Below are 25,002 nucleotides of genomic sequence, written 5' to 3'. Positions count from 1 at the left end.
CTATAAGTATGAGACGAAAAAATGGTACAGGCTGTTCACAACCAGGTAATAATGGTAAACTCTGACTGTTCATAAACAAATTCTTACCTGGAGGTCAAATGTTCAATATCAAGCAATGCCTGGTACAATCCCTGAAAATCCTGCTCTTCTCCTTCCTTTTCTGCTGGCAGTCCATTCCCTGCCAGGCGGACACGGTTTCGGAAAAAGCCATGTACAAGAAGATCTTCACCAATCTCGATGACGCATCTAAGATTTTTCATTCAACTTTTTTAAGTGCTGTTTCTGATAAAAAAATCCGGGAACTTGTCGATCAGTTTACCTGCAGTCTGGGAAAGTATCAGGACGCGAAAGGCGCTGCAGGCAGCTATATCTTGCGTTTCAAAAAAGGCACAGTTCCCAGCAAAATCAGCCTGAATGAAGAGGGCCTGGTCACCCATCTGACGTTTGAAGCCGCTGAATTTACCAACGACACTCCGGCCGCGATCAGCGCAGGATTGAAAGCACTTCCGGGTTTTACATCCGTGACTATCCTCAAGAACGGACGGGAAAAAATCTTCGAGCTTAACTCTAATCAGCCGCTTGGCATAGGATCTGCCTTCAAGCTGTATGTCCTGAAAGCCATAACCCAGAAAGTGGAAAAGGGCGAACTTTCCTGGAACAAAATCGTGCATTTAACAGACGGTCATATGTCACTGCCGTCAGGAATATTGCAGGACTGGCCGGTCGATACTCCTATCACAGTCCGCACATTATGCAACCTGATGATTTCTCTGAGCGACAACACTGCCACTGACCACCTGCTGTTCCTGGCAGGCAGGGAAAATGTCGAGTCCCTTGCTCCTGAGCGGATCAGGCCGTTTCTTTCCACTCTGGAAATATTCAAGCTGAAGTGGGGTATTTCGAAAGGAGAACTGGATTCTTACATTCAGGCAGACCTGGCCGGCAAGCGGGCATTCCTGGATAAAATTGCCTGTCTGCCAAGAGAGCAGGTCGATTTCGTAAATGAACCCCGGATGATCGACCAGATTGAATGGCTCACCACCACAGATGAACTCTGCAGGATTATCTTTGAATTGAACGGCAATCCTTCTATTTCCATCAACCCCGGACTGGGTGACAGGAAAAAATGGCAGTATATAGGATACAAAGGCGGCTCTGAACCAGGAGTGCTCAATTACACCCACATCCTCAGAAAGGGCCCGAACACTCCTTTCTATTGCATTTCAGCCACAATCAACGATCCCAAAGCTCCGGTCAAAGAAGAAGAGTTCACAGACCTGATCGTCAGGCTGTTTAAATTACTGGAACAGGGGAAAATATAACCTGTCTAATTAATGATGCGCAGGGCATGGCTCAGATTCCTGTAATACCAGGATTTCTCCTCAAAAGGACGGAGAAATACTCCGTCAGGTATGAAACTGCCGTTACAGTCTTTGTGGCCTGAACCTGTACTGTCCAGTATCAGCGGGACACAGTCCGGGGATCTGCCGATCGCGCCTACCCAGATTATCACATGGCAGATCCTTTTGCCTTTGTTGATGTACAGAAGATCGCCGGTACGAAGCTTTTGGACAAGCGGCTGATAAGTTGTTTTTAAGATGCGCTGAATCTGGACTTCCCTGCCCGAATCGTTCTTTGCTGCGACTTTGCTTTCCGCCTGCTGCCTGATGCCGCTGGAGATGGTCACTCCCAGAGCCAGGTTGTATACAAACGAAGTGAAGCAGCTGCAGTCGATTCCCCGGTTGTCCGGAATCCCGGGCTGAGGGTTCCAGTCCGGGATGTGATGATGTCTGTATGGATAACCCTCGAACCTTAGCCCGACCGCAATCACCCGCTCCCGTATCCATTCAGCAGGTTTACACTCCAGGCCTTCCCAAGGGGCGAAGCGCCTGGCTCTCGGACCCCAGCTTCCGTAATGCTTTTTTGTTTCCTGCGTGTACCATTCTTCATAAGGAATGCAGGCTTCGTCCACCGGGTCTCCCCTGCCGCCGGACAGTATGTCAAAGATCAGGTCTGACTCCGGATAACTGAACTCGACTGAATAAGGTGAAACATATCCTGCCCTCTCGACCTGCGGCCTGAGCGATTCCCTGACTGCCACCTCGCCGGTGGAAAAGAAGCAGGACATCAGGAAAATCGGGATAAAGGAATAAAGTTTCATCTGTTTCTGGCATTCCTCAAAGTTATCATACAGGATATCCTGTTTTCTGTCATCATATCTGAAGCCTTGGAATGTCATCTGGCTGAGTCATTCACATTCTTGACTTTGAAGGGTTTTGTGTTGGAAAAGTGTTTGTATCCTATGGCGTTATCGGCTGGCTGTCTTCATCTCCAGAAAAGCGCGGCGCATGCGAATGATTTCGGAATAAACAGTTTCAGGCAGCAGCCCGGATTTTTCGATGTCCAGAAGCGAGCGGAAGAATCCACGCCCGTCCCTGTATTCCGTAAATTTTTTCGCTGATTCCACAGTCATTCCGGGAATCGTCATCAGCTCGAAATCCTCGGCTGCGTTCAGGTTGATGGAAAGAGGCACTTCCTCTGTTCCGAACATCCAGAACCCAAATTTGAAGTCATTATTCTGGATCCAGAGCGCAGGACCGATAGCGCCGGTCAGGCGGGCCGGATTTTTCTTCAGGTCTGAAATCCAGGCTTCCACTATGGCGCAGAAAATTTTCAGGTACAGATCCGTTTTCTCTTCCTTTTCGAAGTAGTAAACCCTGAACGTGTCGGAAAATCTCTTATAGAAACTCAGGGCCTCAGGACAGGTCGTGCTGCAGAAGGAGGCGTTGGCAAATTCGGAGACTGCGGTGTCGCTGTCTTTGGGAAACAGGAAGCAGTATTTCACGATCAGATCCGCGAGCAGCGGAGGAGACACTTCCGGTTTCCTGGTTTCATAGTCTTTCAGCAGCATATGCTTGGCATACATGATCTTGAGATAGACATTGATTTCGGGAGGAATCTTTTTTATCAGGTTATTAACCGTGATCCCTGGATCGAACATCCTGTAGAATCCGATGTCTTCATAATTATTCTTGAGTGTTCCATTCGTTGCCAGCCTGTAGAAAATGCAGGCGCAGAAGCCTTCGCTGGACAGCATCTGCTGGGCGTTCTTGAGCCTTGTCGAGTCAAAATCGCTGCCTGTCCAGTTAAAGGCGAAATTTCGCTTGAGGTCTTTTGTCCCGAGCCGGTCCGCTAATTCAGTCCTGCGGCTGAAAGCGAACAGATTGGCCTTGACCCAGGAATGCCGCTTGAGATTCTGCGACAGGCTGCCGAGATCGTCAAGATAAGTGAAATACTCCCTGCCCGTATGCAGATCAAATCCAGCATAACTTCGCAACTTCTCGTTCTGAGTCAATGCCGCGATCTGTGGCTCGAAATGATCACCCCAGCCTTCGATGAAAGCAATCAGAAAGTCTGTAAGTGCAGGGGTGGTGTGAACAGGCCTGGATGGTTCCCTGGGGAAATAAAATTCCCCGATGTAATAATCGATCAGATGGCCGTTCTCGTGGGCAAAGAGTTTTTCGAAATTGAAAGGGTCATAAGGCATTTCAATGTAAAATGAGGAAGTCTTGTCCAGGGTTTTCCTGCCTTCGCACAGGAAAAAACCGTTTTTGGGGCGGTTCCCGCCTTTGATCAGCAGTATGTAGAGGGGTTCAAGGTAAGGAGGGCACAGCTTTGGGTCTGTAGACTGGCCAGCCATGAAATTCTTGACCAGTTGCCCGATCAGCAGTGAATTTTTGGACATGCCACTATTCAGAACTTTGAGAATTTCGACCAGGGATTTGTCGTCCGCAGGAATTTTTTCCAGGACAGGATATGATTTGTCTGAGGCCTGCTGGAAAACGCACTGATCATTGTCGGTAACAGCTTTCAGGAAAACCACTTTTTCCGGGGGTCCTGCATTCAGCTGCAGGGCTAGAATAATAAAGAACGCACTCAGAATGAATTTCATGTGATCTCCTTCTCCCGCAAGTTCTTTCATTCTCCGCTTTTTTTTGCTCTTACTGACTCCACCAGATCATGATCAGCTTTAAGCGAGGAAAGAAAATCCGACAACTGAAGACTAATCTGAGTGAGCGACGGATCTTCAGGCAGCATTTTTTTTATCGATTCCAGCCTGGCTTCCAGCCTGTGGTATGCGTCGAGGTAGATGTTTCCGACCTTTTCCTTGTTTCCGGCATAGTTGAGTGCCAGGAAGTGCATGGCTTCCTTCAGAAGTTCGCCGTAGGCGTAATTTTCGTCAACTGGATCGATTCCTAGGAGCGATGAGCTGAAGAATTCCCACTGGTCGATCAAATCCAGCCGATTCTCCTTTTTCAGGATCATGAAGGCATTGTATCTGAGATCACCGGATTTAGACTGAACCCAGTCCTGGATCGGGCATGAAATCTCGGCAGTGCGGAAATCTGATCCCAGATATTCGATAAGTTTATCGTCCTCTGCTGTCCGCTTCTGTCCCCTGGTCTCGATCTCCCTGGTGAAGGCTGCTGTCAGGCAGTTGATCACTTCCTGAATGTCCCTGTATTTCAAACCGAGAGCTTTGACCACAGGAATTGTCCTGATGCCTGCAGCTTCTTTCAGACTGTCCCAGTCCGGTTTTTTCGAGCAGTCGAGGAAAAAGGAAGCGGATTGTTTGAGCGCAGCCATCTCCTCTTCATCATCGACAGGGGAAAGGCTGATCAGATTCAGAAAATGATAATTAATCTCAGGATAGTATTCTTTTTTCCCCGCTGTCCCTAAAATCTGCCAGGCTGTTTGCCGCTCACGAAAGACAGGGGAAAAAACTTTTTCCATCCCGTATCTGAAAACCCTTCCCATGTCGGCTACTGCCAGAGCATCGATCACTTCCTGAAGCGAAGCAGGGGGAACCTCAAGGCTCACCAGTCTGGCATAGAGGATATCTCTGGCCAGTTCAAACCTTTCTGTTTTCCCGGCTTTGCATAGATTCAGGGCTGAATCGAGGAGCAGGCTTTTCCAGGAGGAATATTCCATTGTGTCAAGTTTTCCCGCATTTCGCAGCAGCCCGATTTCTTCGGAAGCGGTTCCGGTGCCGAGAGTCTCCGCCACTGTTTCAGCCAGATTGATGCCGGCCGGCTGATTTTTCCAGAGCTGCCGGAAAATGGCGATGGCAGATGCATAATCCTGAATTTCAACCTTTTTTTTCGCCAGTGCCAGTTCAAACAACATAGCCTGGTCGTTGAATTTGATCAGGGAGAACTGCAGACCGCAGTCTCGGAGAATTTTCCGGCATTCGTCAAAACTGCTGTTCCTGATTAGAATTTCAAGCTGCGCGCTGACCGTTTTTCTGACAGCTTCAGAGGTAAGCCCGTGCTGCGGGTAACGGTTGTACATTTTACCGGACAATGCAAGTGACTGGGAAAGATTCCCGTTTTCGATGCAGCGCAGCACTGACTGATACATATTTTCAGGAGTGGGTGTGGTAAGATACCGGAACAGGATAAGTCCTGCTGCGATCAGGACGGTAAAGATGAAGAGAGACTTCGGTGGTATTCGAACTTTCACCGGCGCTGTCTTTCCGGCGTCCTCGATCTTCCGCAGCCGCTCCAGCAATTGTATGAACACATCTGATTTTCTATCCTGCATCACGCGGAAGACTTTGATCTGGTCCGGAATGCCTTTGAAGACGTGGAATCCGATCTCGCTGGATGGGACTTCAGCCCGATTCATGGCCATGAAGACCGCTTCAGTGAAATAAACTTCACCTGCGTCGGTGATGCCTTCCAGCCTGGCTGCAAGATTCACAGGCTCTCCATAAATATCTCCGTCGCGCAGCTCCACTTCGCCGGTATGGATCGAAATCCGCACTGCGATCTGATTTTCCAGCGGCAGCGGGGAATTGTGAACCCGCAGCACTTCCTGCATCATGACCCCGCAGAGCACTGCATTTGTAGGAGATTCGAAAGTGACTAGAAAAGCGTCGCCGATCGTTTTCACCAGACTGCCTTCGAATCTTCTGACAACAGGGAGCAGCAGATTTTCGTGCTTTTCAAGCAGCGCGGTCAGTTCCCCGCGGGTCGATGCCGAAGTGCGAGCAGTGAATCCCTTGATGTCAGTGAACATGATGGTGAGTACCTTGGAGGACATTTTTAAATTATACAGAATATTTTGGAGAAAAACCAGAAAGGCAGGCAGATAAGTCGCATATAGATTCGGTGGGATTCGGTGTACCGGGTCTATACATTTGACAGATATGCTTCGCAGCGGGTCATGATACTGGAAACGGGCCATCCTCGAACTTGCGTTCATGAGAGCTCTTTTGTGAACGGAATCACGGATTGACAAGATGCTGATCGATCTGTTTTTTCAGATATTTCTGCTCGTTTTCATCGTACAAGGGGGTTTCCAGGGTTGAAGCAATATCGGCGATATCAGGGCATTGCATCTGCATCACATCAAATCTGCGTTTGAATTCTTCCACATAAGCCTCATCGTCAAAATACCCCGGGGCTGAGCCACAGACAGCGTAATCCGAAATAGGCCGGTAAAATACCAGCCCGTCAAAACCCTGGGCGTAATTTTCGCCAAGAAAAGCGGCATGATAATCGAGAGCTGTATTGCCGAAAGGAGTATCTTTAAGGGTAAATCCTGCAGGTCTGTTTCCGTTGCAGGAGAAAGCCGCATCCCAGAGACCGTTTGCAACCAGGCAGCAGTTTTTGGGGATTTCCCCGCTGTTTTTGACGAAAGCGCGGGTGGAATTCCAGAGCACATTCGCCACTTTACCCGGCATCAGAAGCTTCAGGATGGCGCAGGTGGATTCTGCATAGCTTTTTCCACCTGAGAGTTCCTTGTCCATGAACAGGCCAACAGCATGGCGTGTATTCATGATCACCAGAAAACGGTCCTTTTTATTGGTTTTGTAAGACAGATTCATCAATTTATCGAAAATCTGGCCTGCCATGATCCGGTCATAGGCGAACCTGGTGATCAGCTCCTGCAGTTTATAGTCCCTGTTTGTCTTGAGATTTTCCCAGTTCCAGGGCATCCCGTCAGGCCAGGCTTCGATTTTTTCACTGTCGCATAGCCTGGAATTCACGATCCAGAGCGTGGTCCAGAAATCGATGATATCGGAACTGGGCCATCCTGGCCAGACCGTGGGTTCCCTGTATACCTTGAGCAGCAGATCGCGGTCATAGGTCTTTGAGGCCATGAAACGGTCCATCAGCGGCTGCTGGGTAATTGACCCGACTTCTGTGAAAATCCCCCTGACCTTTCCGGCAAAGTCCGGGTGTGAAATCAGTCTGGTCAGGAATTCGTACTGGACACTTTCAGTGTGTACGCCCTCCACAAACACCACTATCTGATATTTGTCGAACAGGCTGAGCATGTATTCCACCGGGTCCTGGGAGTTGTTTTTCAGGAATTCCACATAAGGCGCGATTTCGGGTCTGGGCACAGGCGGTTCAGCGATTCCGGCCCAGGAAGCGGAATACAGAAAAATCATGCCTGAGACAAGGCATCCTGAAAAAAATCCTTTGCACTTCGCCTTCATTATCCCCTCCGGTTTTCCTGCTTCTATTGTACCTGGCCCGGCTGAGACTTCCAGTTACATTCCGCTGCAAGATCCACGGGGCCACGATTCGGCTGCAATCCGCCTTCAGGCAGCGGGATCTGCGGCAGGCTTCCTCTCGGGTCAAGCCTGCCATTTTTCCTACATTTCTTTCCTTGAGGCGCATGTCGGAAATTACACTTAATCCGGTTTTCTCAGTAATAATTTCAGCTGTTTTAAAAGCCCTTTTCAAGGGGGAAGTGTAGATCGCCTCGAATGGAGAGAACTGTCGCAAGCCAATTGCGAGGCTTTGAGAAAGTAAAGCATGAATCCCTGATTTCAAAGGTTTTATTCTGTTTTCAGATTAAATAAAATTAAGTATACTGCAATAGGAGGAACTATTTATGTCACAAGTAATTCTTAATGAATTGAAGAAACTATTTAGTCCAATCGGCCTGTTTGTTTTATCTACTATAGGTGAAAACGGTCCTCGCTCGAGATATATGGCGGCACCAATGCGGGAAGACTTGTCTATTTGGGGATCAGCGGCGGCTTCCAGCCGAAAAATCCATGAAATGAAGCAAAATCCGAATGTTTGCTGTGTAACTTGTATTGATCCCAAAAATTGGGGTGCTGCTCATGCTGTAATTACCGGAATTGTTCAACTTTTTTACGATTTGGAAACCAAAAAATCAAATTGGCGGCCTGACTTGAAAAAGCATCTTAAAGGCCCGGAAGATCCTGAATATGTTGTCTATAAAATAACCCCAAAAAGAATTGAATACTATCGCCAGAATACACCCCACCCGGAAGTCATTGAATTAGAATAATACTAAAGAAGTAAGACAGGGACCGTATCTTGACAAATGGCAAGACACGACCCCGGGATCTTCCCAAATGAAATGTTTTTTAAAATGTGTTAACCTGTGTCTAAGCTGCGCATCGCTTGCATAGCTGTTCCGCAGATTCTAATCATTGAGAACCGAATCCATCAGGGAGTTGCACAAAACGTCAAATGTATACAGGCTGTTGACAAAAAGTTCTGGTTATCTATATCCATTATTAACTCAGTATTTTCTGGAGGTAAATAAAATGGGCGGAGAAATTACGGTTGATCTTCCTGAGGAACAAAAATTGCTAATGGTGTGGATACCAGCCGGGAGTTTCGTGATGGGAAGCCCGGAGAATGAACCAGACCGCGGCTTTACTGAAGGTCCGCAGCATCCGGTCAGTATCAGCAGGGGTTTTTATCTGGGAAAATTCCAGGTTACCCAGGCCCAGTGGCTTTCAGTGATGGACACAAATCCCAGCTGCTTTGCAGGCATGGACCTGCCTGTGGAAAACATCAGCTTTGATGATTGCCTTGAATTCATCGAGAACCTCAACCGGATCACAAACAGAGAATTCAGGCTTCCGACCGAAGCCGAATGGGAATATGCCTGCAGAGCCGGCAGCACCAGTGCATACTGCTGGGGAGACTCGATGGACGACGATTACTGCTGGCACGCCGGCAACAGCGACAACCGGACTCACGCCGTGGGAGGGAGGAAACCCAATGCCTGGGGTTTGCATGACATGAGCGGGAATGTCGAGGAATGGTGCCAGGACTGGTTTGGAGAATATTCCGATTCCCCTGCCATTGATCCGGCCGGGCCGGTAGAAGGAATGGGTCGTGTGTTCCGCGGAGGCGGTTTCTGCATGGAAGCTGCCAACTGCCGCTCAGCCGAGCGCGATTACTATCCGCCGGACTTCTTCTGCAATGAACTCGGCCTGCGCCTGATTGCAGAATAAGAAAAGATGGGGTCTGGGCGATCTTTAGTGATTGTCCCAGTCCATTTTTACAGTCCAGTCATATGTCGCTTGCGGGCCAATTCCGTCCTGCATATTGATCTGGTAAAGAGTTTCATAATCCTTGGCGAGAGAAGGAAATCTCTGCTGATAAAATGTGATCCGGATTCCGGCACGCCTGCGGGTCCAAGACCTAACCTAAATCCAGCTTTTAAGCCACATTCTCAGGTAAAATTTCGAACTTTCCAAAGGAAAACCCATCCAGATCGGTAAAAAAAAGATGTAAAAAGCAATCAGTACCGAAAAGTATGCTCCGACAGTAATTTTACCCCAGGGATCGGTTAACAGTGCTTTTAAAAGATAGGCTGTGCCGATTGCCACAAAAATAAATGCAGGAATGGCATGGTAAATAAAGACAACTCTGCCGATAAATGCCCAGGGGATAAAAAGGATTAAAAATGCTCCCAGAATCAGCTGGCTGGTTTGGTCTTTTCGAACTGTCTTCCAGATCAGTGCCGGAACAACCAAAAGCGCAGACCACCAGGCTATTGGGTTGCCAATCCCGTCGACTCCTATAAAACTGCCATTAACATCTTTGAAATACAGCCAGATCGGCCGCAGCAATAAAAACCATGTCCACCATTTTGAACCATAAGGGTGACCTTCCTGGAGATTCAAATTATAAGTCAGGCTTTGCAGATGCCAGTGATAAACATCTGGGATAAAATTCCTAAAACCGAAGTCGAACAGGAAAAAAACAAGGTAAACAACCACTGGAATAAATAACACAAAGAGTGATAAATAAATTACATGACGTCTGAGTGGAATTTTTTTTAACAATGCAACCAAAACAAAAGTAAAGAGTGTTAAACCACCGATATATTTGATCGAGGCAGCCAGTCCCAAAGCTATTCCTGCTAATGGAAGAAAAGGAAAAATCTTTTCCTGGTTTGCATATTTCAGAAAAAAATAAAAAGCTGAAACAATAAAAAAAGCCATGAAAATATCAATCATGCCGGTACGGGAATAAACTAGAAGCATCCCGTCAAAAGTAACGATTGCTGCTGCGAAAATTCCCACGATTTTTCCGCCCAGTTCCCTGGCTAATAAATAAACCAGGGGAATCAAAGCAGTTCCAAAAACAGCAGGCATGAGCCTGGCAGCAAAATATGTATCCCCAAATATTTTTATCGACAATGCGATAATCAGTTTTCCCAATGGCGGATGAACATCAAAAAAATGAATGCCATTTAAATAGTCTCTGGCGAATGTAACAAAATAAATTTCGTCCATAATCTGTTCTTTGATCTGCCCTAAATGATAAAGCCGGGAAAAAAATCCAAAGAGGGTTAAAATCAAAATGACAACCCAGGGGTGATTAATAAAAAACTTTATGATTTTTCGAATTTCTGCTCCCATTTACTTCCAGCTCTATCATGATCAGGATATCAGGGAACACTGAATTCGGTCTATTTAATTTGCAAAGACCGGAATTGAGAATTGGACCGGGTCTATACATTTGACAGAAACATGCAGCAACAAGTCATGCTATCGAAGCCTGACCATCCTCGGGACGACAGCCTGCAGAGTGCGCATAGCCTCACCCAGTTACTCGGAGCTGCCTGTAACCGGTATTTTCCTGGAAAGATTCTATATGGTATTCTTGAGGTGATTTATCGAGCTTAGAAGGTGGGAAATGGGGAATCTTCTGCTGCAGACTGTCATGGAGCGGTTCGATGAATTTGAAGGCATTGCCGCTCCACTGGGTTTTGCGCATGAAATAGTCGATTTCGCACTGCCCTTTTTTCTGGATGGGGCTGAAGCACAGAAACGGCTTTCATTTTACGAAAAGGCTCTGAAGAACAGAAACGGAAGGCGATTTTCCATGCACGGAGTGTTCATGGACATACAGCCTCAAAGCCAGGATCCTTACATCAGGGAGGCATCCAGGAAGCGGATCAGTGAAAACCTGACCTTTGCCGGCCGGCTGGGGATTGACAGGATCGTCTTCCATTCCGGCTACAATCCCCTGATCAAAAATCGGTTTTACGATGACAGCTGGCTTGAAGGCAGCGCTGAATACTGGAAGCTTGCGCTGCAGGAATTCGGCGGCACTATCCTGATCGAGAATATGTTCGATGACAGACCGGATATGCTGCTCAGGCTGATGGAGGACGTAGCCTGCGAAAGGCTGAGGATCTGCCTTGATGTAGGCCACTGCCAATGCTTTTCCAGGATGCCGCTGGAGAAATGGTTCGAGCTGGCCCCCTATATTGATTATTTCCATCTGAACGACAATCGCGGCCAGAGTGACGAGCATCTGTCGGTCGGAGCAGGTTCCATCGACTGGACTACCTTTAACGGCCTGGCGCGTTCGCTCGGCAGCCCGGATGCGCTCCTGGAACTCAGCGATGCCGGGAAAGTCGAGTCTGCTTTGCAATTCATGGAAAAGAACAGGATTTATCCATTATGAACAAAGTTTAATAACGGGTATGTGCCGTGCGCAAACCAGGTCTTATCTGGCCAGGTTGGATATGCCGGACTCATTCCAGTTTCTGTCTATGGTGGTTGCATAATACTGTGCATCGCCCAAATAGCTGTCAGTTGCCAGAAATGGTTCAATACCCCCGAAATGCACAGATACGATCTCATCAATTGCCGGATCGCAATAATCATCTGTGGAACGATAAACTGCAAAGCGGTAATTCTTTGCCGGGTCCAGCGTATCAGGTGGAACGACACGGATTATTTTCTTCTGCATGGAGTGCGCCATGAACACATCCACAGACGGCGGGTTCAAATGCTCCCTTGCAGGCAGAATGGACGGAACCTTGGCCGTAGATTTGAAGAATCCTGCTGCAGCTTCAGACCAGTAATTGTGCTTGACCCAGGAATCGTAACTGAAGAACTGGAAGCCGCTGACAATGTCGAATTTGCGGCAGGCCTCGACAATCGCGGGATGCCTCGACCAGAGGCCTTGCTCGTCCAGGATGTATGAGGCGGGACCGACTGTGAAAAGACGGCCGGCTGCGACTCCTTCCTGAATGAAATCCCTCCAGCATTCGGGGCTTCCTGTTGCCAGCATGCTCTGAAAACCTGCAGCATCGGTCCAGTGATAGTGCATGCCCATCAATATGTCGACATACCCCTTGTTGTACCACAGGGCGCTGTCCTGATACACGGAATAATAGCCGTTCCAGCCGCTCCAGTTATACTTGCCGAGCACTGAAGCGGCGAGTTTGACATGGGGTTTGGACGAAGCCTGGATCGCGGCGTGCATGCCCTTGACAAATTCGTTGACACTGGCGCGCCGCCAGTCGTCCCATGTGGAGTATCCCGAGGGAATTCCCTGGCTTTTGGGGTGTTTGGCGTCATACAGATAACTGCCTGCGCCGCCGTTGTCGGCCAGAGCGGCGATGACCTCGTCAGGAACAGGACCTTCGAGAGTGTACGGGTATTTCTCGATGCTGGAAGTGGTGTATTCGCTCCATCTGACATAGTCCATCTGAATTCCGTCCACGTCGTACTTGTTCACGATCTCCATCAGGACCTTGATCAGGTACTCCCTGACCTCAGGAAGGCCGGGGGAAAGGCTGTACTGAGCCGGCATGGCTTTATTGCCCGAGTCCCGGCAGATCCACTCCGGGTGTTCATTGGCCGGCGAGCCCTTGACTTTCTTGCGGCTTTCGAAGGTGTTGACCCAGGCATAAAGTTCCAGGCCCCGCTTGTGCGCCTCCTGCACGGCGTATTCCAGAGGGTCAAAGCCGGGATCAGCACTCCCGATGTAACTGCCCCAGGGCTCGTAAGATGACGGGAAATAGACAGTGCCGTCCTGACGGACCTGCCAGAGTGCAGCATTCATATTGGCCTTCTTGATGTTGTCCAGTATGCCCCTGATGCGAGCCTTGTTCTGGTCGACTGTATTGTCGGCGCTCAAGGTGTCCCAGGTGCAGATCCAGATGGAACGGAATTCTGTGTTGGAAGCAGCAAAGGATGAACAGCAAAGCAGCAGGAACAGACTCATGCACAACAACTTCATACTTCCCCCACAATTTCTATGAATTTTTGTCCTATCAGTCAGTATTCCAGATATGATCCTGAAACAATTATAACCGCCGGCAGCAGTTTGGTCAACAAGCGGATTGAGGCAGTCCCAGGAACAGGATCAATAAGGTCAAAAGTGAATAAGTTTTCCAGTTCAGCTTGATGCGCATAATGAAATCCTCAAGCTAATAGCCGATAAAGGTTGTATCTTCCCCGATTCCTGATTTGCCATACTCGATGTACATGAATCCGCTCGTGCCCCAGTTTGTCCCATAGGAGTTCTTGATGATCCAGCAGCCCTTGCCGGCAGTATCGTCCCATCCCACTATCATAACTGCGTGATTGTTCCCTGCCCCTGTTTCGTGATTGTAAACACCGCCGGAATAGGCCTGAAACTGATTGTCTGCCGAGACGGTGGTATACAATGGCCCCCACTGCTGAAGAAAGTACTTGATGTCAGCTACCGTATTTTTGACATAAACGTAAGGCTTCGCCCTGAAAGGCCTCTTCAATGACTCGCAGCAGTTTCCCATGGAAGCTGTGTAAGGACAGTCAGCCTCAGAGCAGACGCCCTTTTCAGCCAGCCAGTCTGCGGCGTAAGTATAGCCGCCATCGATTCCGCTCATGTACGGATTGCAGTTGATCAGGTCCTGCTCGGAAATGTCGTAGAGCTTGCCGGTCCTGATGGCCATCGAGGACTCGAAGACGCCGCACATGGCGAAGGCCCAGCAGGTGCCGGCTTTGTCGGTCTGGTCCTTTATCGATGTGACCACGCCCTTGGCTGTCCAGTCGAATCTGCCTCTTGCCGGCATGACAGCATTTTCTGGTGCTGCGACGACTTTTCTGTCTGCTCGGCTTTTGTCAAAGAGAACGCCCGGGATTTCGCTGTTTTCAAAGTCAGGCATGGCTTCAGACGAAACCGTGTAAGTGGCTTTTTCCTCGATACAGGTCTTGACGATGTTCTTGAACAGGGCTTCCTTGGCCCGGATCTTTTCCCTGTCTGCGACCTGGCCGGCCGACATGGCCTGGATTGATATGCTTGCTGCAAATAAACACGCGATTACCAGCTGCGGATAATACTTCATACTCCCTCCTCGCTCTTATACTCGAAACTTCCATGTTCAGGCACTGAATACTCTATAATTTCAATTATGCCGGAATCTTCCAGCTATTCAAGAAATCAGGCGCGGCAAGTTGTTCCAGATGTCGAAAAAGGAAAATAAGAAAAAAGTGTATCAGTATGAGACAGAAAGGATTTTGAGATAATGCACAAAAATCGCTGTTTTCGAAGAAAATCGGTTTCAAGATCCTGGCATGGAAATTGTTAATCCATTTTTATGAACAATGAAAACATTGCAGTCGAAATTCCGGAAGCATTTCTTGAGCAAAGGATTTTCCTGATCCGCGGAAAGAAAGTGCTGCTCGACAGGGACCTTGCTGAAATGTATGAAGTTGAGACGAAAATACTGAATCAGGCGGTAAAACGGAATCAGGAGCGCTTCCCAAAAGACTTTGTGTTTCAACTGAATATGAAGGAAACTGGAATCCCAAGGTCACAATTTGTGACCTTAAACATCGGCATACCACGCTACAAGCCTTATATATTCACGGAAATTAGGGGTGGACTGAAGCTCCCAAACGCCAGATCGGATTCAAGGGAAAGCGACCCTTACTCAGAATCAGGACCTTTTTCCATGATATATTCCCAGGGATGGGGAAGCAGCTCGCTGAGCTTCACTTTTTCCGATTCGGAGATGATCACCTCTGTGTTCCTGTTTTCCCTGCAGATCTGGCTGATCGTCTCCCTGCATTTTCCGCAGGGCGGGATCACCTGATACCTGCCTGTTTTATCGTCAAACCATACCGCGACTATAGCTCTGATTACCTTTTCCCCGCCGGAGATCATGGCCCCGATGGCCTGATACTCCCCGCAGGTTCCGATGCCGCACTGAAAGCCCAGGCAGACGCCGCTGTAAACATTACCTTCCGGGGTGATCAGTGCGGCTCCTACGTCGCCGGTATCCTTGAGACGGACCGGCCTGGACCTGATTATGACATTGATCGCTTCCTGAATCAGTTTTCTGTCTCCTGATGCCAGTTTCATCAAAACCTCCCACAGTTCGAACAGGAAAGACCGCATTCATACAATCTTATCACGTATTTCCGATCATTGCCGGGAATTCAGCCCGTTCAGCCTTATGCTGTCCAGATCTGCAGCGGAGAATGTCCCGCTCTGGTATAGTTTCAGGTACTGTTCACTCAAGCCTTTGCCGAATATCAGGCAGTCGTCGGTGTTGATTGTGATCCTGACTCCATTGTCGAATAAAATTCGGGCAGGAGTGGTGTAATCAGAGGAATAACCAAGCGTGATATTGCTTTCCGGGCAGATGTTGAGCTGCACTGAACGCTCGGCCAGGAAATCCATCACTTTTTCTGACGTGGCTGCTGCTATGCCATGCTGTATTTCAGTCAGGTTCAGGACCTCAACTGCCCTGACAATGTCCTCAGCTGTGCCTGCCTCTCCGACATGCGCCTTGAGTTTGAGCCCTTTTTCCCCGGCCATCCGGTAGATTTCCTTGAAATTCTCAACCAGCCGGGCGAATTCATCCCCATAGAGGTCGATTGATTTGAAATACCCGGTGTCGATGAATTTCTTTACTGCCGGATAAAGTTCGGCAGTGGGCAGACACCGGTTGATGCCTATTTCAGGCCTGAAATCGATCTGAGGAGCGAATTCCTGGTGGAGCTTCCTGATGGCGTCAACGTACCCCTGACAGTTTCCGCCGAAAAATCCGGCATATTTTGAGTCCAGGCTCATCTCCAGTCTGGTCACACCGTCTTCCGCGGCCTGGATAAAAGCCGATTCGAACAGAAGCAGGAGCCCTTCCACATCCCGATAGAGAGGCTTCAGGTGCGTATCGCACCATCCGGCCATTCCGGTCAGGCCGTTGAGACTGGATTCTAGTTTTAAATGCGCGCCTGTTTTCCTGCGGATATAATCCTGGTTCCCGCCGTAAATACCGTGATTGTGGAGATCGCTTTTAGGCACGCTGCGAAGGCCTGAGATATCCCCTGACTCCAGAAATGAAACAAAGGAACGGGTTGTAATCATTTCATAAACTTAAGGCAGAATGGTCCAGGTTGTCAAAACAAAAGTTCATTCTTATCAAACTCTCGATTCAGAGTTCTGGATGGCGATAGGGACCGTGTCTTGACAATTGACAATGACAAGACGCGCTCCAGTAATCTTTATTGACTTCCCAGCTGATACTCTGCCGCCTTTTCCCTCAGGCACAGGTATTTCTTAACAAGTTCTGTCTGCGTCTTTTTTTCGTCGCCGAAGAAGAGCCCATCCTCCTCTGCCAGCAGGGTGAAGTGCTCTTTCAGCATGTTTACGACTAAATCCGCCCGCATGAGCGTTTGTGACGTACAGGATTTGCCGTGCAGGTCGTCTAACAGATCCAGAACATTGGAACGGAAACTTTCCAGCAGATACAGCCTGTGCAGGGAATTACTGCATTCCAATGCCAGCCGCCATCGCTGAATGATGGCGTGATGCCATTGCAGCACAGGTTCCGCTGCCTCCATTGATTTTAACCGGTCAAGTTTGATCTCGTAATGTTTCAGGGCGTATTTCTTCTCTTCACGATATGCTTCCAGCAGCCGGGATCCGTCCAGGCTTTTCTGGCTGCGCAGCAGGAAATCAAAGAAGTTTCGCGTCTCGAATCGCTCGATACCATGAAACAGAGGCGTTGCAAGTCCGTTACTATTGAATTGTTCCCTTGGCTCGAATCGGTACATGTACCCAAAGTCAAAGAGCATAAGCCGCTTGCCGTCATCCAGGATGTTGCCCGGGCAGAAGTCCCATTCGAAGAACCCGCTCAGCTCAAGGTTGACGATGGTGCCGAAGAGCTGATCATAGACCCGGCCGTCGAAGTGCCGGAGATGTTCACCCTCGATCCAGGGCGAGAGAATGACTCCATCGCTGAGGGATGCATATTCCGTTTCCACGATGTGAGTGAACAGCGATGCGTTCGCAGGTGATCTCTTCAGTTCGAAAAAATCACGGCGTCTCTGAATTTCGTTGAGAAATGAAGTCTGACCGTCAGGGTTTTTCACCAGACTTTCCTGCCGTTTGCATTTGAGGGTCCAGAATTGTCCACCCGCCTTGATTTTATAGACATGCGCTGTCAAACCGGAAGAAAATGCTTTAACCACGTGCGGTGAATCAGCCGTAGTGGCACTTAACTGATCCAGAGGAATGGGTAAATTTGCAGCGTTACCGACTTCGATCTGCGCCCCGCCTGCCAGAAAATCCAGCTGTGCCTGCTGTCGCTGTGTTTCAAGATTCATGTCAGCCATAGATTCTATTCATTTTCCCCGGATTAAGCAAAATGTCATTTTTGAAAGAAATGGGGACATGTCGTTCCTAAACTCCTCGCCCAATCCACGACTTGTCCCCATCGGAAGGCGATCAATTTCGGCATGAAGGCTTAAATGATGGTGGAACCCATCTCCAAAAAGCCTGTTCACCCTAAAGAGTAGTGGAATGACAATTGGCGAAACGCGACCCCTTATCAATCCCAAGCTCAAAAATTCCCCTTTGTTCATGAAAGCAACAGTTGAATCCGAGACTGAAAGGATTTTGAGACAATGCGCAACAATCGCTGTTTTCGAAGAAAATCGGTTTCCAGATCCTGGCATGGAAATTGTTAATCCATTTTTATGAACAATGAAAACATTGCAGTCGAAATTCCGGAAGCATTCCTTGAGCAAAGGATTTTCCTGATCCGCGGAAAGAAAGTATTGCTAGACCGGGACCTGGCAATGCTGTATGGCGTTAAGACTAAAGTATTGAACCAGGCTGTCCATAGAAATATCGAGCGATTTCCTGCAGATTTCATGTTTCAGCTTAACAATGATGAAATGAAAAATTGGAAGTCACAATTTGTGACTTCCAAATCGTTGAGATTGGGATTGCGTAAATGTCCTTTTGCTTTCACTGAGCTCGGTATTGCCATGCTGTCGAGTGTACTGATGAGCAGTAGAGCCATCCAGGTCAATATTTCCATTGTGAGGACTTTTGTCAGATTGAGGGAAATCATGTCTACCCATAAAGAGCTCAGGGAACAAATCGAACTGCTGGAGCAGAAATATGACCGGCAGTTCATGGTAGTGTTCGATGCCATCAAGAAACTTCTTGCTCAACCGCCTGGCAGCCGGCGCAAGATTGGATTTACTCCGTAATGCAGGTTTTCGGTGCAGCATCCGGAGCATTTGCTGCAGTCAGGAAAATTGGAAGTCACAAACTGTGATATCCAAATCCAAGAGTATACAGTCTGATATTCATTGTAAAAACAGGAATTTCGAATTAAAATATCAGGATCATAACTTTGGATAAGAAATAAAGGTGAATCGTGAGGCGGAAATTTAAAATTTCCATATGGCTCCTGTTGCAGGCAGTCTCAGATATAACCGGGAAACACATCCATGAAATGATCTAAGACAGGCACTCAGGCGGGCTTTTTTTGAATCCGCGTCAATTGAAAATGAATTGAGGGTAAGAGATGATCTGGAAGTGCCCATGCGGTGAAGTTAATTTAGGTCTTGCTGAATTCTGCAGAAACTGTGAAAATAAATTCTGTCCTGATTACATTATCAAGCAGGAAAAAAAGTCTGTAATCCCAGAAGTCAGGAATAAAGCTGCGGAAGCACCGGATTCAGTCACATTCAGCGATATTTTCATGATTATTCTGTATTCATTCATTTTTATGATTTTGATGTCTATACTTAGTCATTATATCAAATACTTGAATGTCACCTTTGCAGAGTTTGTTAAGCAATATCCGAGTTATTTTTTCATTCTCTGGATTGCCTACCGCAGGATCTGCGTGAAATACAATAAAACCTTTATCGAAAGTTTTGCCCTGTATCCCGTGAGCAGCGATGTAATCAAAAGTACTGTGCTGACCGGCATTGTCTGGGCGCTGTCAAATATAGCCCTCGGATTTTTTCTGCCGTACCAATCGGAAAATACCTTTATTGATGAATACTGGACTGAACGCCTGACTTCCAGGCTGGCATTTGCCACACTTCTCTTCCTGGTACCATTGCTCGTCCCTATGGTAGAGGAGTTTTTATTCAGAGGCATCCTGTATCAGGCGATGATCAAGCTGTTTTCACCCGGAAAAACGATTGTCATCGTGGGGCTCCTGTTTGGCCTGATCCATGTCCCGCAGCATTATCCGAACGTCTATCCTATTGTCAATATGGCAGCAATGGGCATTATGCTGACATATCTTAGGTACCGTTATAATTCCCTGGTCCCGCCTCTGATTCTGCATGTAGTCAACAATTCAGTCGCAACGTTCATAATGTTCGCATGTCTGTTCTCGTGTCTGATTTTGGGAATAAAGCCGTGAACTCCATTCCTTCTAATATTCTGAGGCAATTGGAGATTAGAGACAGTATCTTGACAATTTCCAGTTGCTCCACATTTTGAGCATTTGCTGCAGACGGGAAAATTGGAAGTCACAATTTGTGACCATAACCACGCTGCAAGCCTTACACCCAAAGTAATCAAGTTGACGAAAAAATCAATGTCTCATTCGCATCGTGAGCATTCTCACTACATAAGCGGGCTTGCCCTGATTGAGGCCGGTAACTGTTTCGTGCAGTTCGCCGAATATCAGCATTCCAGCCAGTTTTCCTTCCAACGCGACATAAATATTGGCTCCATAATCTGTAATAAGATTCACTCCGAACTGCTCTGAGACATACCTGTTTCCCACTGTGGAGTATTTGAAAACCGCACAGGGCACGCCGTTCATGGTTTCAGTCCTGTTGTATGTGACTGCTGGGCTGTTGTTGAAAAAGCTGCCTCCGCTGATCTTAGGGTTCGACGATTCGATCTTCCTGAATTTTTCCGGTTCAAGAGATCCGGCCATCCGCTCGATCACTGATTCGAAGGTGTGGATGTCCAGGGTTTTGAAATAGAAAAAATTACCCACAGAGCAGTTCATGTAAGGAGCGCAGAACTTCGCGAAATCAGAGATCACCCTGTTTTTCGCGGCTTCCACTTCGTAAGTATAGCTGAAAACCTTGGGGAAATTTTTGATCAGCGTGGTCAGAAGCCTGTATTCAGCCTGATTGTAATTTTCCGTGGAGCCTTCCTTGTACTGCGTGTTGTAGATCTCCATTTTTCTGACAGTTTTTCCCGATTTTTCCCTGATCACGGAGAGCTTGAGATCTGTCCTGATCTCCTGGATTTCGGACAGTTCCATAGACCGCTCGTTCTTATCGTTTACAGAGACCTGATAATTGTATTCCGTATCTTCGAAAGCATAGAAAAACTTTTCACCGACTCTGTATTGATGCTGCTGAAACTGCGCAGCTCCGGCAAAAGACGCCCATAAAATCAGGCCAGACAGAACCAGAAATTTCCGCATGATACTCATTTTTCCCCCTGGAATTGCATTTACCTAAGTAAAATATATCCGGATTGATTGAAAATCAAAGTTACAATCCGCTGCTTTTGTTTCGAGTCCTGGAAGCATCAAACCCGAGTCTCCACCCATTTACCTGTGTCAGTCATGCGGTAGGATTCCATCATTGCTAGCATCTGGGCCGGGTCATCGGTAGTAAGCAGCATGTTTCTGTGGGTCTCTCTGATGAATCCGCAGGCTGCTGCATTGTCCAGGAAGAGCAGCAGATGGTCGAAATATCCGTCCACATTGAGAAGGCCGCAGGGCTTGCGGTTGATTCCGAGCTGAGCCCAGGTGACTACCTCGAAGATCTCTTCCAGAGTGCCGAACCCTCCGGGCAGAGCGATGAAACCGTCAGCCAGGTCGAACATTTTCGTCTTGCGCTCGTGCATAGTCTCCACCACGTGAAGTTCAGTCAGTCCCCTGTGGGACAGCCTGTCTGAAAAAAGCTTCGGGATCACGCCTATGGCCTTGCCGCCGGCTTTCATCACAGAGTCGGCAACTTCTCCCATCAGGCCGGCTGCCGCACCGCCGTAAACAAGCTCCAGCTTGCGCCCGGCAAGTTCCAGGCCGAGCCTGCGGGCTGCATCCATGTATGATGCAGATCCTGAATTCGAGCCGCAATATACGCAGATCCTTTTCATGATTTATCCTCAGTTGCTATGATACATGCCCGGCTGGAAAAGAGAAAGAAGGGATTGAAATGATGCGTACAGAGTGATTGGTTTTTTCTTCTTCTATCTGGCCTTCCGGAGAATACCGGAGAAGTATTTCACGTAAAGCAGTACCCGCCGGCAGCGGACGGGTGACGCAGTCCCTGTGCTGCTGCGGTTTCAGAATGCCATTGGCCAGAGTTTCTCGTAAGTATCGGTAGTGATTCTTTTCACATCTTTTCCGTCCAGACTTACGGAAAAGAGCTGAGAACCACCTCCTGCCGCAGCCGGAAGCGACGGGAAGGCGTCATCACAGGCATTGATGATCAGGCGTCTGCCGTCCCTGGTAAATGAAGTTTCACCATAATTTGTAGAATCTTTGATTCTCACCACTTCGCTCGTCACACCTGTGGAAAGATCAAGCAGCTCGATCTGTTTGGGATGAGGATTATCCATACAGTAAGCGATTTTCTTGCCGTCAGGAGAGAATGACATGCCAATCGCATCACTGCCCTCGGGAACGATTCTGCGGCAGTCGCTGCCGTCTGCATTCATCAAAAAAAGCGTATTTATATTTTCATACAGTAAATAAGCACTGCACAGCAGTTTTTTCCCATCAGGCGATGGTATTGCACACATTTCTCTTATCTCTTCGCCGGTCTGGGTAATCCGCTGGATCGAGCCGCACGAGAGATCCAGAGTGTAAAGATCATAGTTGCAGGCTACCCTGCGGCCGAAAACCAGTTTCTTCCCGTCCGGGAAATAGCGAGGGTAGGAAATGGTCCAGTCGTGCAGTTCTGTCAGTCTCTGGACATCGCTGCCGTCCATATTCATCTGATAAATATCGCTTTCAGTCCAGTCGTTTTCTTTACTGCACATATATATTATCTTTGTGCCGTCCGGGGAAATGCTGGGAGTCCCTTCGTCTCCAACCTTGTGCAGCCTGGTCAGGCAGCTGCCGTCTTCGTTTACAGTGCAGATGTTGAAGCAGTTTTCACCGATGGTGAAATAAGTCGTGAATACGATTTTCCCCTGGCCGCGCTCCATAGCTTGTCCTGGATCTGCTTCCGCAGCGCTACCGGATGTGCAGAAAAAGAGCAGTAAAAGCGAACAAATCAGATGTGCTGCTTTTTTCATATTGCCTCCTCAATTTTCAACTATAGTTTCAGGATAACCTGCAACTGTAAAAATCCGGTGAAAAAAAAGTAAATTTCATGTAAATTCATAGAGACCGTAATGTCATTTCAGATTTTACAATTATTTTACAATTTCATCATGAGTCTTTGACAAGGATTTGTTATCATTAATCTAGAACATGGTGGAGGAAATATGAAAAATAGAAAACCGTTTTATTCATTGATGGCGATTTTTTTCCTGCTGTATCTTTGCCGTTTTTCAGGAAATGCCGCTCAGCAGGAGTCGAACGGCAAAAGCGGGAACAGTCTGGGAAAAATAGTCTACTCTGTACTTGGAGAGAATTTTGATAATGGCAGCATCTATATAATGAATGAAGACGGCAGCGGCCAGACCAGGCTTCACAATCTTGCAGGAGTTGAGGACTCCCCCTGCATCTCACCTGACGGCACAAAAATTGCCTATGGTTACATGCCGGACTTCAATGATAAAAAAAGGGACATCTACCAGATGAACATCGACGGCAGCGAAGTCAAGAGACTGACTTTTTTCAATGATCAGACAGTGTATTCCCCCTGCTATTCACCTGACGGGAAAAAGCTGATTTTCAGCCATTTTGTATCGGAAAACTGGGATCTGTACACTCTTGACCTGCAGGACGGCACAATCGCCAGGCTGACAATGACAGGGCCTGAGCTGGAGGAGAGACAGGCCGTCCCATCTCCTGACGGGAAGAAGCTTCTCTGCGTTATCTATTCCAAGCAATATGGCAAAAGCCTTTATCTGATGAATTCTGATGGAAGCTCCCCGAAAAAACTTGGAGACTATTTCGATGGACCGTCTTTTTCCCCTGACGGCACAAAGATCGCCTACTACCAGGATGGATACTATATACCCGATGATGACAAGGACTATGGGATCATGATCATGGACTTGAAAACCGGCAGCACCTCTGAAGTCATCCATCTTCATGGATTGACCACAACTTCTTTTTCCAGGGACGGCAGCCGCCTGCTCTTCAACGCTGAAGACGAATGGCATCCGATAATGCAGTTCCAGGATGAGATATTTTCCATCAATCTGGACGGCACTGACAAGAAAAGGCTTACAACAGCAACAGACAGCTCATGGAAGCTCTGGCCCATGGCACATTGACTCCATTCCGGGATTGCAGCAACTGATGAAAGGCAACATCTCCAAGTTTTACATGTTTTCGTTTTTCCGGATGTTTGCCCTGTTCACGCCCGTGATTGTCCTTTTCTGGCAGGATGCAGGACTTTCCATGACCATGATCATGATTCTGCAATCTTACTTCGGCATACTGCTGGCGATTCTGGAGATTCCCACCGGGACTCTGGCGGACAGATATGGAGAACGCAAGAGCGTGATGGCCGGATCATTCCTGGTGATAATCGCCTGCCTGGTATACTACCAGTCCACCTGCTTCTGGCATTTTGTAATCGCTGAAACGATCTGGGCCCTGTCTGCTGCTCTGATCAGCGGCGCTGATTCAGCGCTGCTGTATAACACTCTGGAATGCATCGGCGAAAAGGAATCCTTCAAAAAGATCCAGGGGAACAGCCTGGCACTTTCCATCATCGGCGGGGGCATCGCCAGCCTGATGGGCGGATTAGTGGGCGAAACCTCCCTGCGGCTGACTTTTCTTCTTACAGCAATTTTTTTTGTGCTCAGCTACCTGGCTGTCAGCCTGATGGATGAACCCAGGAGCAGGAGCGCAGAAAAGAGAGCGTCATATTTTTCGATTCTGTCTGAGACCTACAAGTTTGTAAATAAGCACAGGCTTGTGAAATGGTACATAGCTTACACAGCCTGTATCAGCGCTTTTATCAATCTTTTCCTCTGGTTTTACCAGCCCTACATGCAGCATACCGGCCTTACGATCGCCTGGTTCGGCATAGCTTTCACAATTTACAACCTTGGCGCAGCCCTCTCTTCAAAGTTCAGCCAGGAAATCAACTCGTTCTTCGGAAAAAGCATGTTGTTTGTAATGCCCGTGTTCCTGATCCTGCCACTGTTTGTGATGCCCTGGCTGCTTTGCGCCGGAAGTTTTCTGCTGATCCTTTTCCATCAGTTCAACAGAGGGGTGCACAGGAACATCCTGAACGACCGCATCCTGGCCTATACCTTTGAAAACAAGCGGGCCACAGTGCTTTCCCTGTGCAGCCTGCTGGCTGTCGGCATCAGATCGATTCTAGGTCCTGTCCTGGGGTATCTGTTTGATGTCTGGGGCTTTGACAGTTTTTATGTGTTTGGCATTTTATTCAGCGCAGTCTTCTTATTTTTTTATCTGGCTTTCAGGCGGATACCAGAGAAATACTTCACAGTAAAACTGTACCCGCCTGCAGCAGCTGGAAGCTTCGAATAAGCTCCA

The 25,002-nt window shown here is 48.0% G+C and carries 22 protein-coding genes and 1 pseudogene; 9 read left to right on the top strand and 14 right to left on the bottom strand.

Features of this window, described 5'->3' with window-relative positions; translation table 11 throughout:
• Positions 1-98 precede the first annotated feature (98 nt).
• Positions 99-1,322: a serine hydrolase gene (locus tag PHW04_03945; protein MDD2715032.1), complete on the top strand. Its 1,224-nt coding sequence runs from the start codon at positions 99-101 to the stop codon at positions 1,320-1,322.
• A gap of 5 nt (positions 1,323-1,327) precedes the next feature.
• On the opposite strand, the gene PHW04_03940 is transcribed toward PHW04_03945, so the two are convergent.
• The 5 genes from PHW04_03940 to PHW04_03920 all read right to left on the bottom strand — a co-directional run bounded on the left by PHW04_03940 (position 1,328) and on the right by PHW04_03920 (position 7,802).
• On the bottom strand, positions 1,328-2,239 hold the full coding sequence (locus tag PHW04_03940) for an NlpC/P60 family protein (protein MDD2715031.1): 912 nt from the start codon (positions 2,237-2,239) through the stop codon (positions 1,328-1,330).
• A 69-nt stretch (positions 2,240-2,308) separates the two neighbouring features.
• On the bottom strand, positions 2,309-3,952 hold the full coding sequence (locus PHW04_03935; protein ID MDD2715030.1) for a hypothetical protein: 1,644 nt from the start codon (positions 3,950-3,952) through the stop codon (positions 2,309-2,311).
• A gap of 26 nt (positions 3,953-3,978) precedes the next feature.
• On the bottom strand, positions 3,979-6,105 hold the full coding sequence (locus tag PHW04_03930; GenBank protein ID MDD2715029.1) for an adenylate/guanylate cyclase domain-containing protein: 2,127 nt from the start codon (positions 6,103-6,105) through the stop codon (positions 3,979-3,981).
• Between the two features lie 184 nt (positions 6,106-6,289).
• Complete coding sequence (locus tag PHW04_03925) at positions 6,290-7,510, bottom strand: hypothetical protein (GenBank protein ID MDD2715028.1); 1,221 nt, start codon at positions 7,508-7,510, stop codon at positions 6,290-6,292.
• A complete protein-coding gene (locus PHW04_03920) occupies positions 7,422-7,802 on the bottom strand; it encodes a histidine phosphatase family protein (GenBank protein ID MDD2715027.1) in 381 nt (126 codons plus the stop codon). Before PHW04_03920 ends, PHW04_03925 begins: the two co-directional genes overlap by 89 nt.
• Before the next feature lie 109 nt (positions 7,803-7,911).
• On the opposite strand from PHW04_03920, the gene PHW04_03915 reads away from it, so the two are divergent.
• On the top strand, positions 7,912-8,337 hold the full coding sequence (locus tag PHW04_03915) for a pyridoxamine 5'-phosphate oxidase family protein (GenBank protein MDD2715026.1): 426 nt from the start codon (positions 7,912-7,914) through the stop codon (positions 8,335-8,337).
• A 262-nt stretch (positions 8,338-8,599) separates the two neighbouring features.
• Positions 8,600-9,298: a formylglycine-generating enzyme family protein gene (locus PHW04_03910; protein MDD2715025.1), complete on the top strand. Its 699-nt coding sequence runs from the start codon at positions 8,600-8,602 to the stop codon at positions 9,296-9,298.
• A gap of 195 nt (positions 9,299-9,493) precedes the next feature.
• On the opposite strand, the gene PHW04_03905 is transcribed toward PHW04_03910, so the two are convergent.
• Entirely contained in the window at positions 9,494-10,714 is a 1,221-nt protein-coding gene (locus tag PHW04_03905; GenBank protein MDD2715024.1) for a phospholipid carrier-dependent glycosyltransferase, read from the bottom strand.
• 277 nt (positions 10,715-10,991) lie between these two features.
• Between PHW04_03905 and PHW04_03900 the strand changes: the two genes are divergently transcribed.
• A complete protein-coding gene (locus PHW04_03900; protein MDD2715023.1) occupies positions 10,992-11,768 on the top strand; it encodes a sugar phosphate isomerase/epimerase in 777 nt (258 codons plus the stop codon).
• A 42-nt stretch (positions 11,769-11,810) separates the two neighbouring features.
• Here the strand turns inward: PHW04_03900 and PHW04_03895 are convergent, their stop codons facing one another.
• On the bottom strand, positions 11,811-13,334 hold the full coding sequence (locus PHW04_03895; protein MDD2715022.1) for a family 10 glycosylhydrolase: 1,524 nt from the start codon (positions 13,332-13,334) through the stop codon (positions 11,811-11,813).
• Positions 13,335-13,524: 190 nt separating this feature from the next.
• Positions 13,525-14,424 (bottom strand): C1 family peptidase, encoded by a 900-nt coding sequence (locus PHW04_03890; protein MDD2715021.1) that lies wholly within the window; start codon positions 14,422-14,424, stop codon positions 13,525-13,527.
• A gap of 252 nt (positions 14,425-14,676) precedes the next feature.
• Between PHW04_03890 and PHW04_03885 the strand changes: the two are divergent.
• Positions 14,677-14,940 (top strand): annotated as a pseudogene (locus PHW04_03885) (ORF6N domain-containing protein).
• A 68-nt stretch (positions 14,941-15,008) separates the two neighbouring features.
• Here the strand turns inward: PHW04_03885 and PHW04_03880 are convergent.
• The 3 genes from PHW04_03880 to PHW04_03870 form a co-directional block, all read right to left on the bottom strand.
• Entirely contained in the window at positions 15,009-15,443 is a 435-nt protein-coding gene (locus tag PHW04_03880) for a cytidine deaminase (protein ID MDD2715020.1), read from the bottom strand.
• A gap of 63 nt (positions 15,444-15,506) precedes the next feature.
• Complete coding sequence (locus PHW04_03875) at positions 15,507-16,451, bottom strand: adenosine deaminase (GenBank protein ID MDD2715019.1); 945 nt, start codon at positions 16,449-16,451, stop codon at positions 15,507-15,509.
• Positions 16,452-16,588: 137 nt separating this feature from the next.
• Positions 16,589-17,692: a hypothetical protein gene (locus tag PHW04_03870; GenBank protein ID MDD2715018.1), complete on the bottom strand. Its 1,104-nt coding sequence runs from the start codon at positions 17,690-17,692 to the stop codon at positions 16,589-16,591.
• A 372-nt stretch (positions 17,693-18,064) separates the two neighbouring features.
• Between PHW04_03870 and PHW04_03865 the strand changes: the two genes are divergently transcribed.
• Both PHW04_03865 and PHW04_03860 read left to right on the top strand, forming a co-directional pair.
• Entirely contained in the window at positions 18,065-18,586 is a 522-nt protein-coding gene (locus PHW04_03865; GenBank protein MDD2715017.1) for an ORF6N domain-containing protein, read from the top strand.
• A gap of 320 nt (positions 18,587-18,906) precedes the next feature.
• A complete protein-coding gene (locus PHW04_03860) occupies positions 18,907-19,761 on the top strand; it encodes a type II CAAX endopeptidase family protein (GenBank protein ID MDD2715016.1) in 855 nt (284 codons plus the stop codon).
• Between the two features lie 174 nt (positions 19,762-19,935).
• Here PHW04_03860 and PHW04_03855 read toward each other — a convergent pair whose 3' ends face one another.
• The 3 genes from PHW04_03855 to PHW04_03845 all read right to left on the bottom strand — a co-directional run bounded on the left by PHW04_03855 (position 19,936) and on the right by PHW04_03845 (position 22,613).
• Entirely contained in the window at positions 19,936-20,796 is an 861-nt protein-coding gene (locus tag PHW04_03855) for a hypothetical protein (GenBank protein MDD2715015.1), read from the bottom strand.
• Between the two features lie 98 nt (positions 20,797-20,894).
• Positions 20,895-21,467: a TIGR00730 family Rossman fold protein gene (locus PHW04_03850; protein MDD2715014.1), complete on the bottom strand. Its 573-nt coding sequence runs from the start codon at positions 21,465-21,467 to the stop codon at positions 20,895-20,897.
• A gap of 189 nt (positions 21,468-21,656) precedes the next feature.
• Positions 21,657-22,613: a hypothetical protein gene (locus tag PHW04_03845; GenBank protein MDD2715013.1), complete on the bottom strand. Its 957-nt coding sequence runs from the start codon at positions 22,611-22,613 to the stop codon at positions 21,657-21,659.
• A gap of 192 nt (positions 22,614-22,805) precedes the next feature.
• On the opposite strand from PHW04_03845, the gene PHW04_03840 reads away from it, so the two are divergent.
• Both PHW04_03840 and PHW04_03835 read left to right on the top strand, forming a co-directional pair.
• Positions 22,806-23,765 (top strand): hypothetical protein, encoded by a 960-nt coding sequence (locus PHW04_03840; protein MDD2715012.1) that lies wholly within the window; start codon positions 22,806-22,808, stop codon positions 23,763-23,765.
• 25 nt (positions 23,766-23,790) lie between these two features.
• On the top strand, positions 23,791-24,996 hold the full coding sequence (locus PHW04_03835; protein ID MDD2715011.1) for an MFS transporter: 1,206 nt from the start codon (positions 23,791-23,793) through the stop codon (positions 24,994-24,996).
• Positions 24,997-25,002 lie beyond the last annotated feature (6 nt).

Source organism: Candidatus Wallbacteria bacterium, from assembly GCA_028687545.1.
GTDB lineage: Bacteria > Muiribacteriota > JAQTZZ01 > JAQTZZ01 > JAQTZZ01 > JAQTZZ01.
Note: the sequence above shows the minus strand (reverse complement) of the source record. Positions and strands in the feature narration are given on the sequence as shown.

What these genes read in the sequence shown, in the direction of transcription:
- PHW04_03945 (MDD2715032.1), top strand. Translation starts at nt 99, where the DNA reads ATGTTCAATATCAAGCAATGCCTGGTACAATCCCTGAAAATCCTGCTC.
- PHW04_03940 (MDD2715031.1), bottom strand. Translation starts at nt 2,239, where the DNA reads ATGACATTCCAAGGCTTCAGATATGATGACAGAAAACAGGATATCCTG.
- PHW04_03935 (MDD2715030.1), bottom strand. Translation starts at nt 3,952, where the DNA reads ATGAAATTCATTCTGAGTGCGTTCTTTATTATTCTAGCCCTGCAGCTG.
- PHW04_03930 (MDD2715029.1), bottom strand. Translation starts at nt 6,105, where the DNA reads ATGTCCTCCAAGGTACTCACCATCATGTTCACTGACATCAAGGGATTC.
- PHW04_03925 (MDD2715028.1), bottom strand. Translation starts at nt 7,510, where the DNA reads ATGAAGGCGAAGTGCAAAGGATTTTTTTCAGGATGCCTTGTCTCAGGC.
- PHW04_03915 (MDD2715026.1), top strand. Translation starts at nt 7,912, where the DNA reads ATGTCACAAGTAATTCTTAATGAATTGAAGAAACTATTTAGTCCAATC.
- PHW04_03910 (MDD2715025.1), top strand. Translation starts at nt 8,600, where the DNA reads ATGGGCGGAGAAATTACGGTTGATCTTCCTGAGGAACAAAAATTGCTA.
- PHW04_03905 (MDD2715024.1), bottom strand. Translation starts at nt 10,714, where the DNA reads ATGGGAGCAGAAATTCGAAAAATCATAAAGTTTTTTATTAATCACCCC.
- PHW04_03900 (MDD2715023.1), top strand. Translation starts at nt 10,992, where the DNA reads ATGGGGAATCTTCTGCTGCAGACTGTCATGGAGCGGTTCGATGAATTT.
- PHW04_03895 (MDD2715022.1), bottom strand. Translation starts at nt 13,334, where the DNA reads ATGAAGTTGTTGTGCATGAGTCTGTTCCTGCTGCTTTGCTGTTCATCC.
- PHW04_03890 (MDD2715021.1), bottom strand. Translation starts at nt 14,424, where the DNA reads ATGAAGTATTATCCGCAGCTGGTAATCGCGTGTTTATTTGCAGCAAGC.
- PHW04_03880 (MDD2715020.1), bottom strand. Translation starts at nt 15,443, where the DNA reads ATGAAACTGGCATCAGGAGACAGAAAACTGATTCAGGAAGCGATCAAT.
- PHW04_03875 (MDD2715019.1), bottom strand. Translation starts at nt 16,451, where the DNA reads ATGATTACAACCCGTTCCTTTGTTTCATTTCTGGAGTCAGGGGATATC.
- PHW04_03870 (MDD2715018.1), bottom strand. Translation starts at nt 17,692, where the DNA reads ATGAATCTTGAAACACAGCGACAGCAGGCACAGCTGGATTTTCTGGCA.
- PHW04_03865 (MDD2715017.1), top strand. Translation starts at nt 18,065, where the DNA reads ATGAACAATGAAAACATTGCAGTCGAAATTCCGGAAGCATTCCTTGAG.
- PHW04_03860 (MDD2715016.1), top strand. Translation starts at nt 18,907, where the DNA reads ATGATCTGGAAGTGCCCATGCGGTGAAGTTAATTTAGGTCTTGCTGAA.
- PHW04_03855 (MDD2715015.1), bottom strand. Translation starts at nt 20,796, where the DNA reads ATGAGTATCATGCGGAAATTTCTGGTTCTGTCTGGCCTGATTTTATGG.
- PHW04_03850 (MDD2715014.1), bottom strand. Translation starts at nt 21,467, where the DNA reads ATGAAAAGGATCTGCGTATATTGCGGCTCGAATTCAGGATCTGCATCA.
- PHW04_03845 (MDD2715013.1), bottom strand. Translation starts at nt 22,613, where the DNA reads ATGAAAAAAGCAGCACATCTGATTTGTTCGCTTTTACTGCTCTTTTTC.
- PHW04_03840 (MDD2715012.1), top strand. Translation starts at nt 22,806, where the DNA reads ATGAAAAATAGAAAACCGTTTTATTCATTGATGGCGATTTTTTTCCTG.
- PHW04_03835 (MDD2715011.1), top strand. Translation starts at nt 23,791, where the DNA reads ATGAAAGGCAACATCTCCAAGTTTTACATGTTTTCGTTTTTCCGGATG.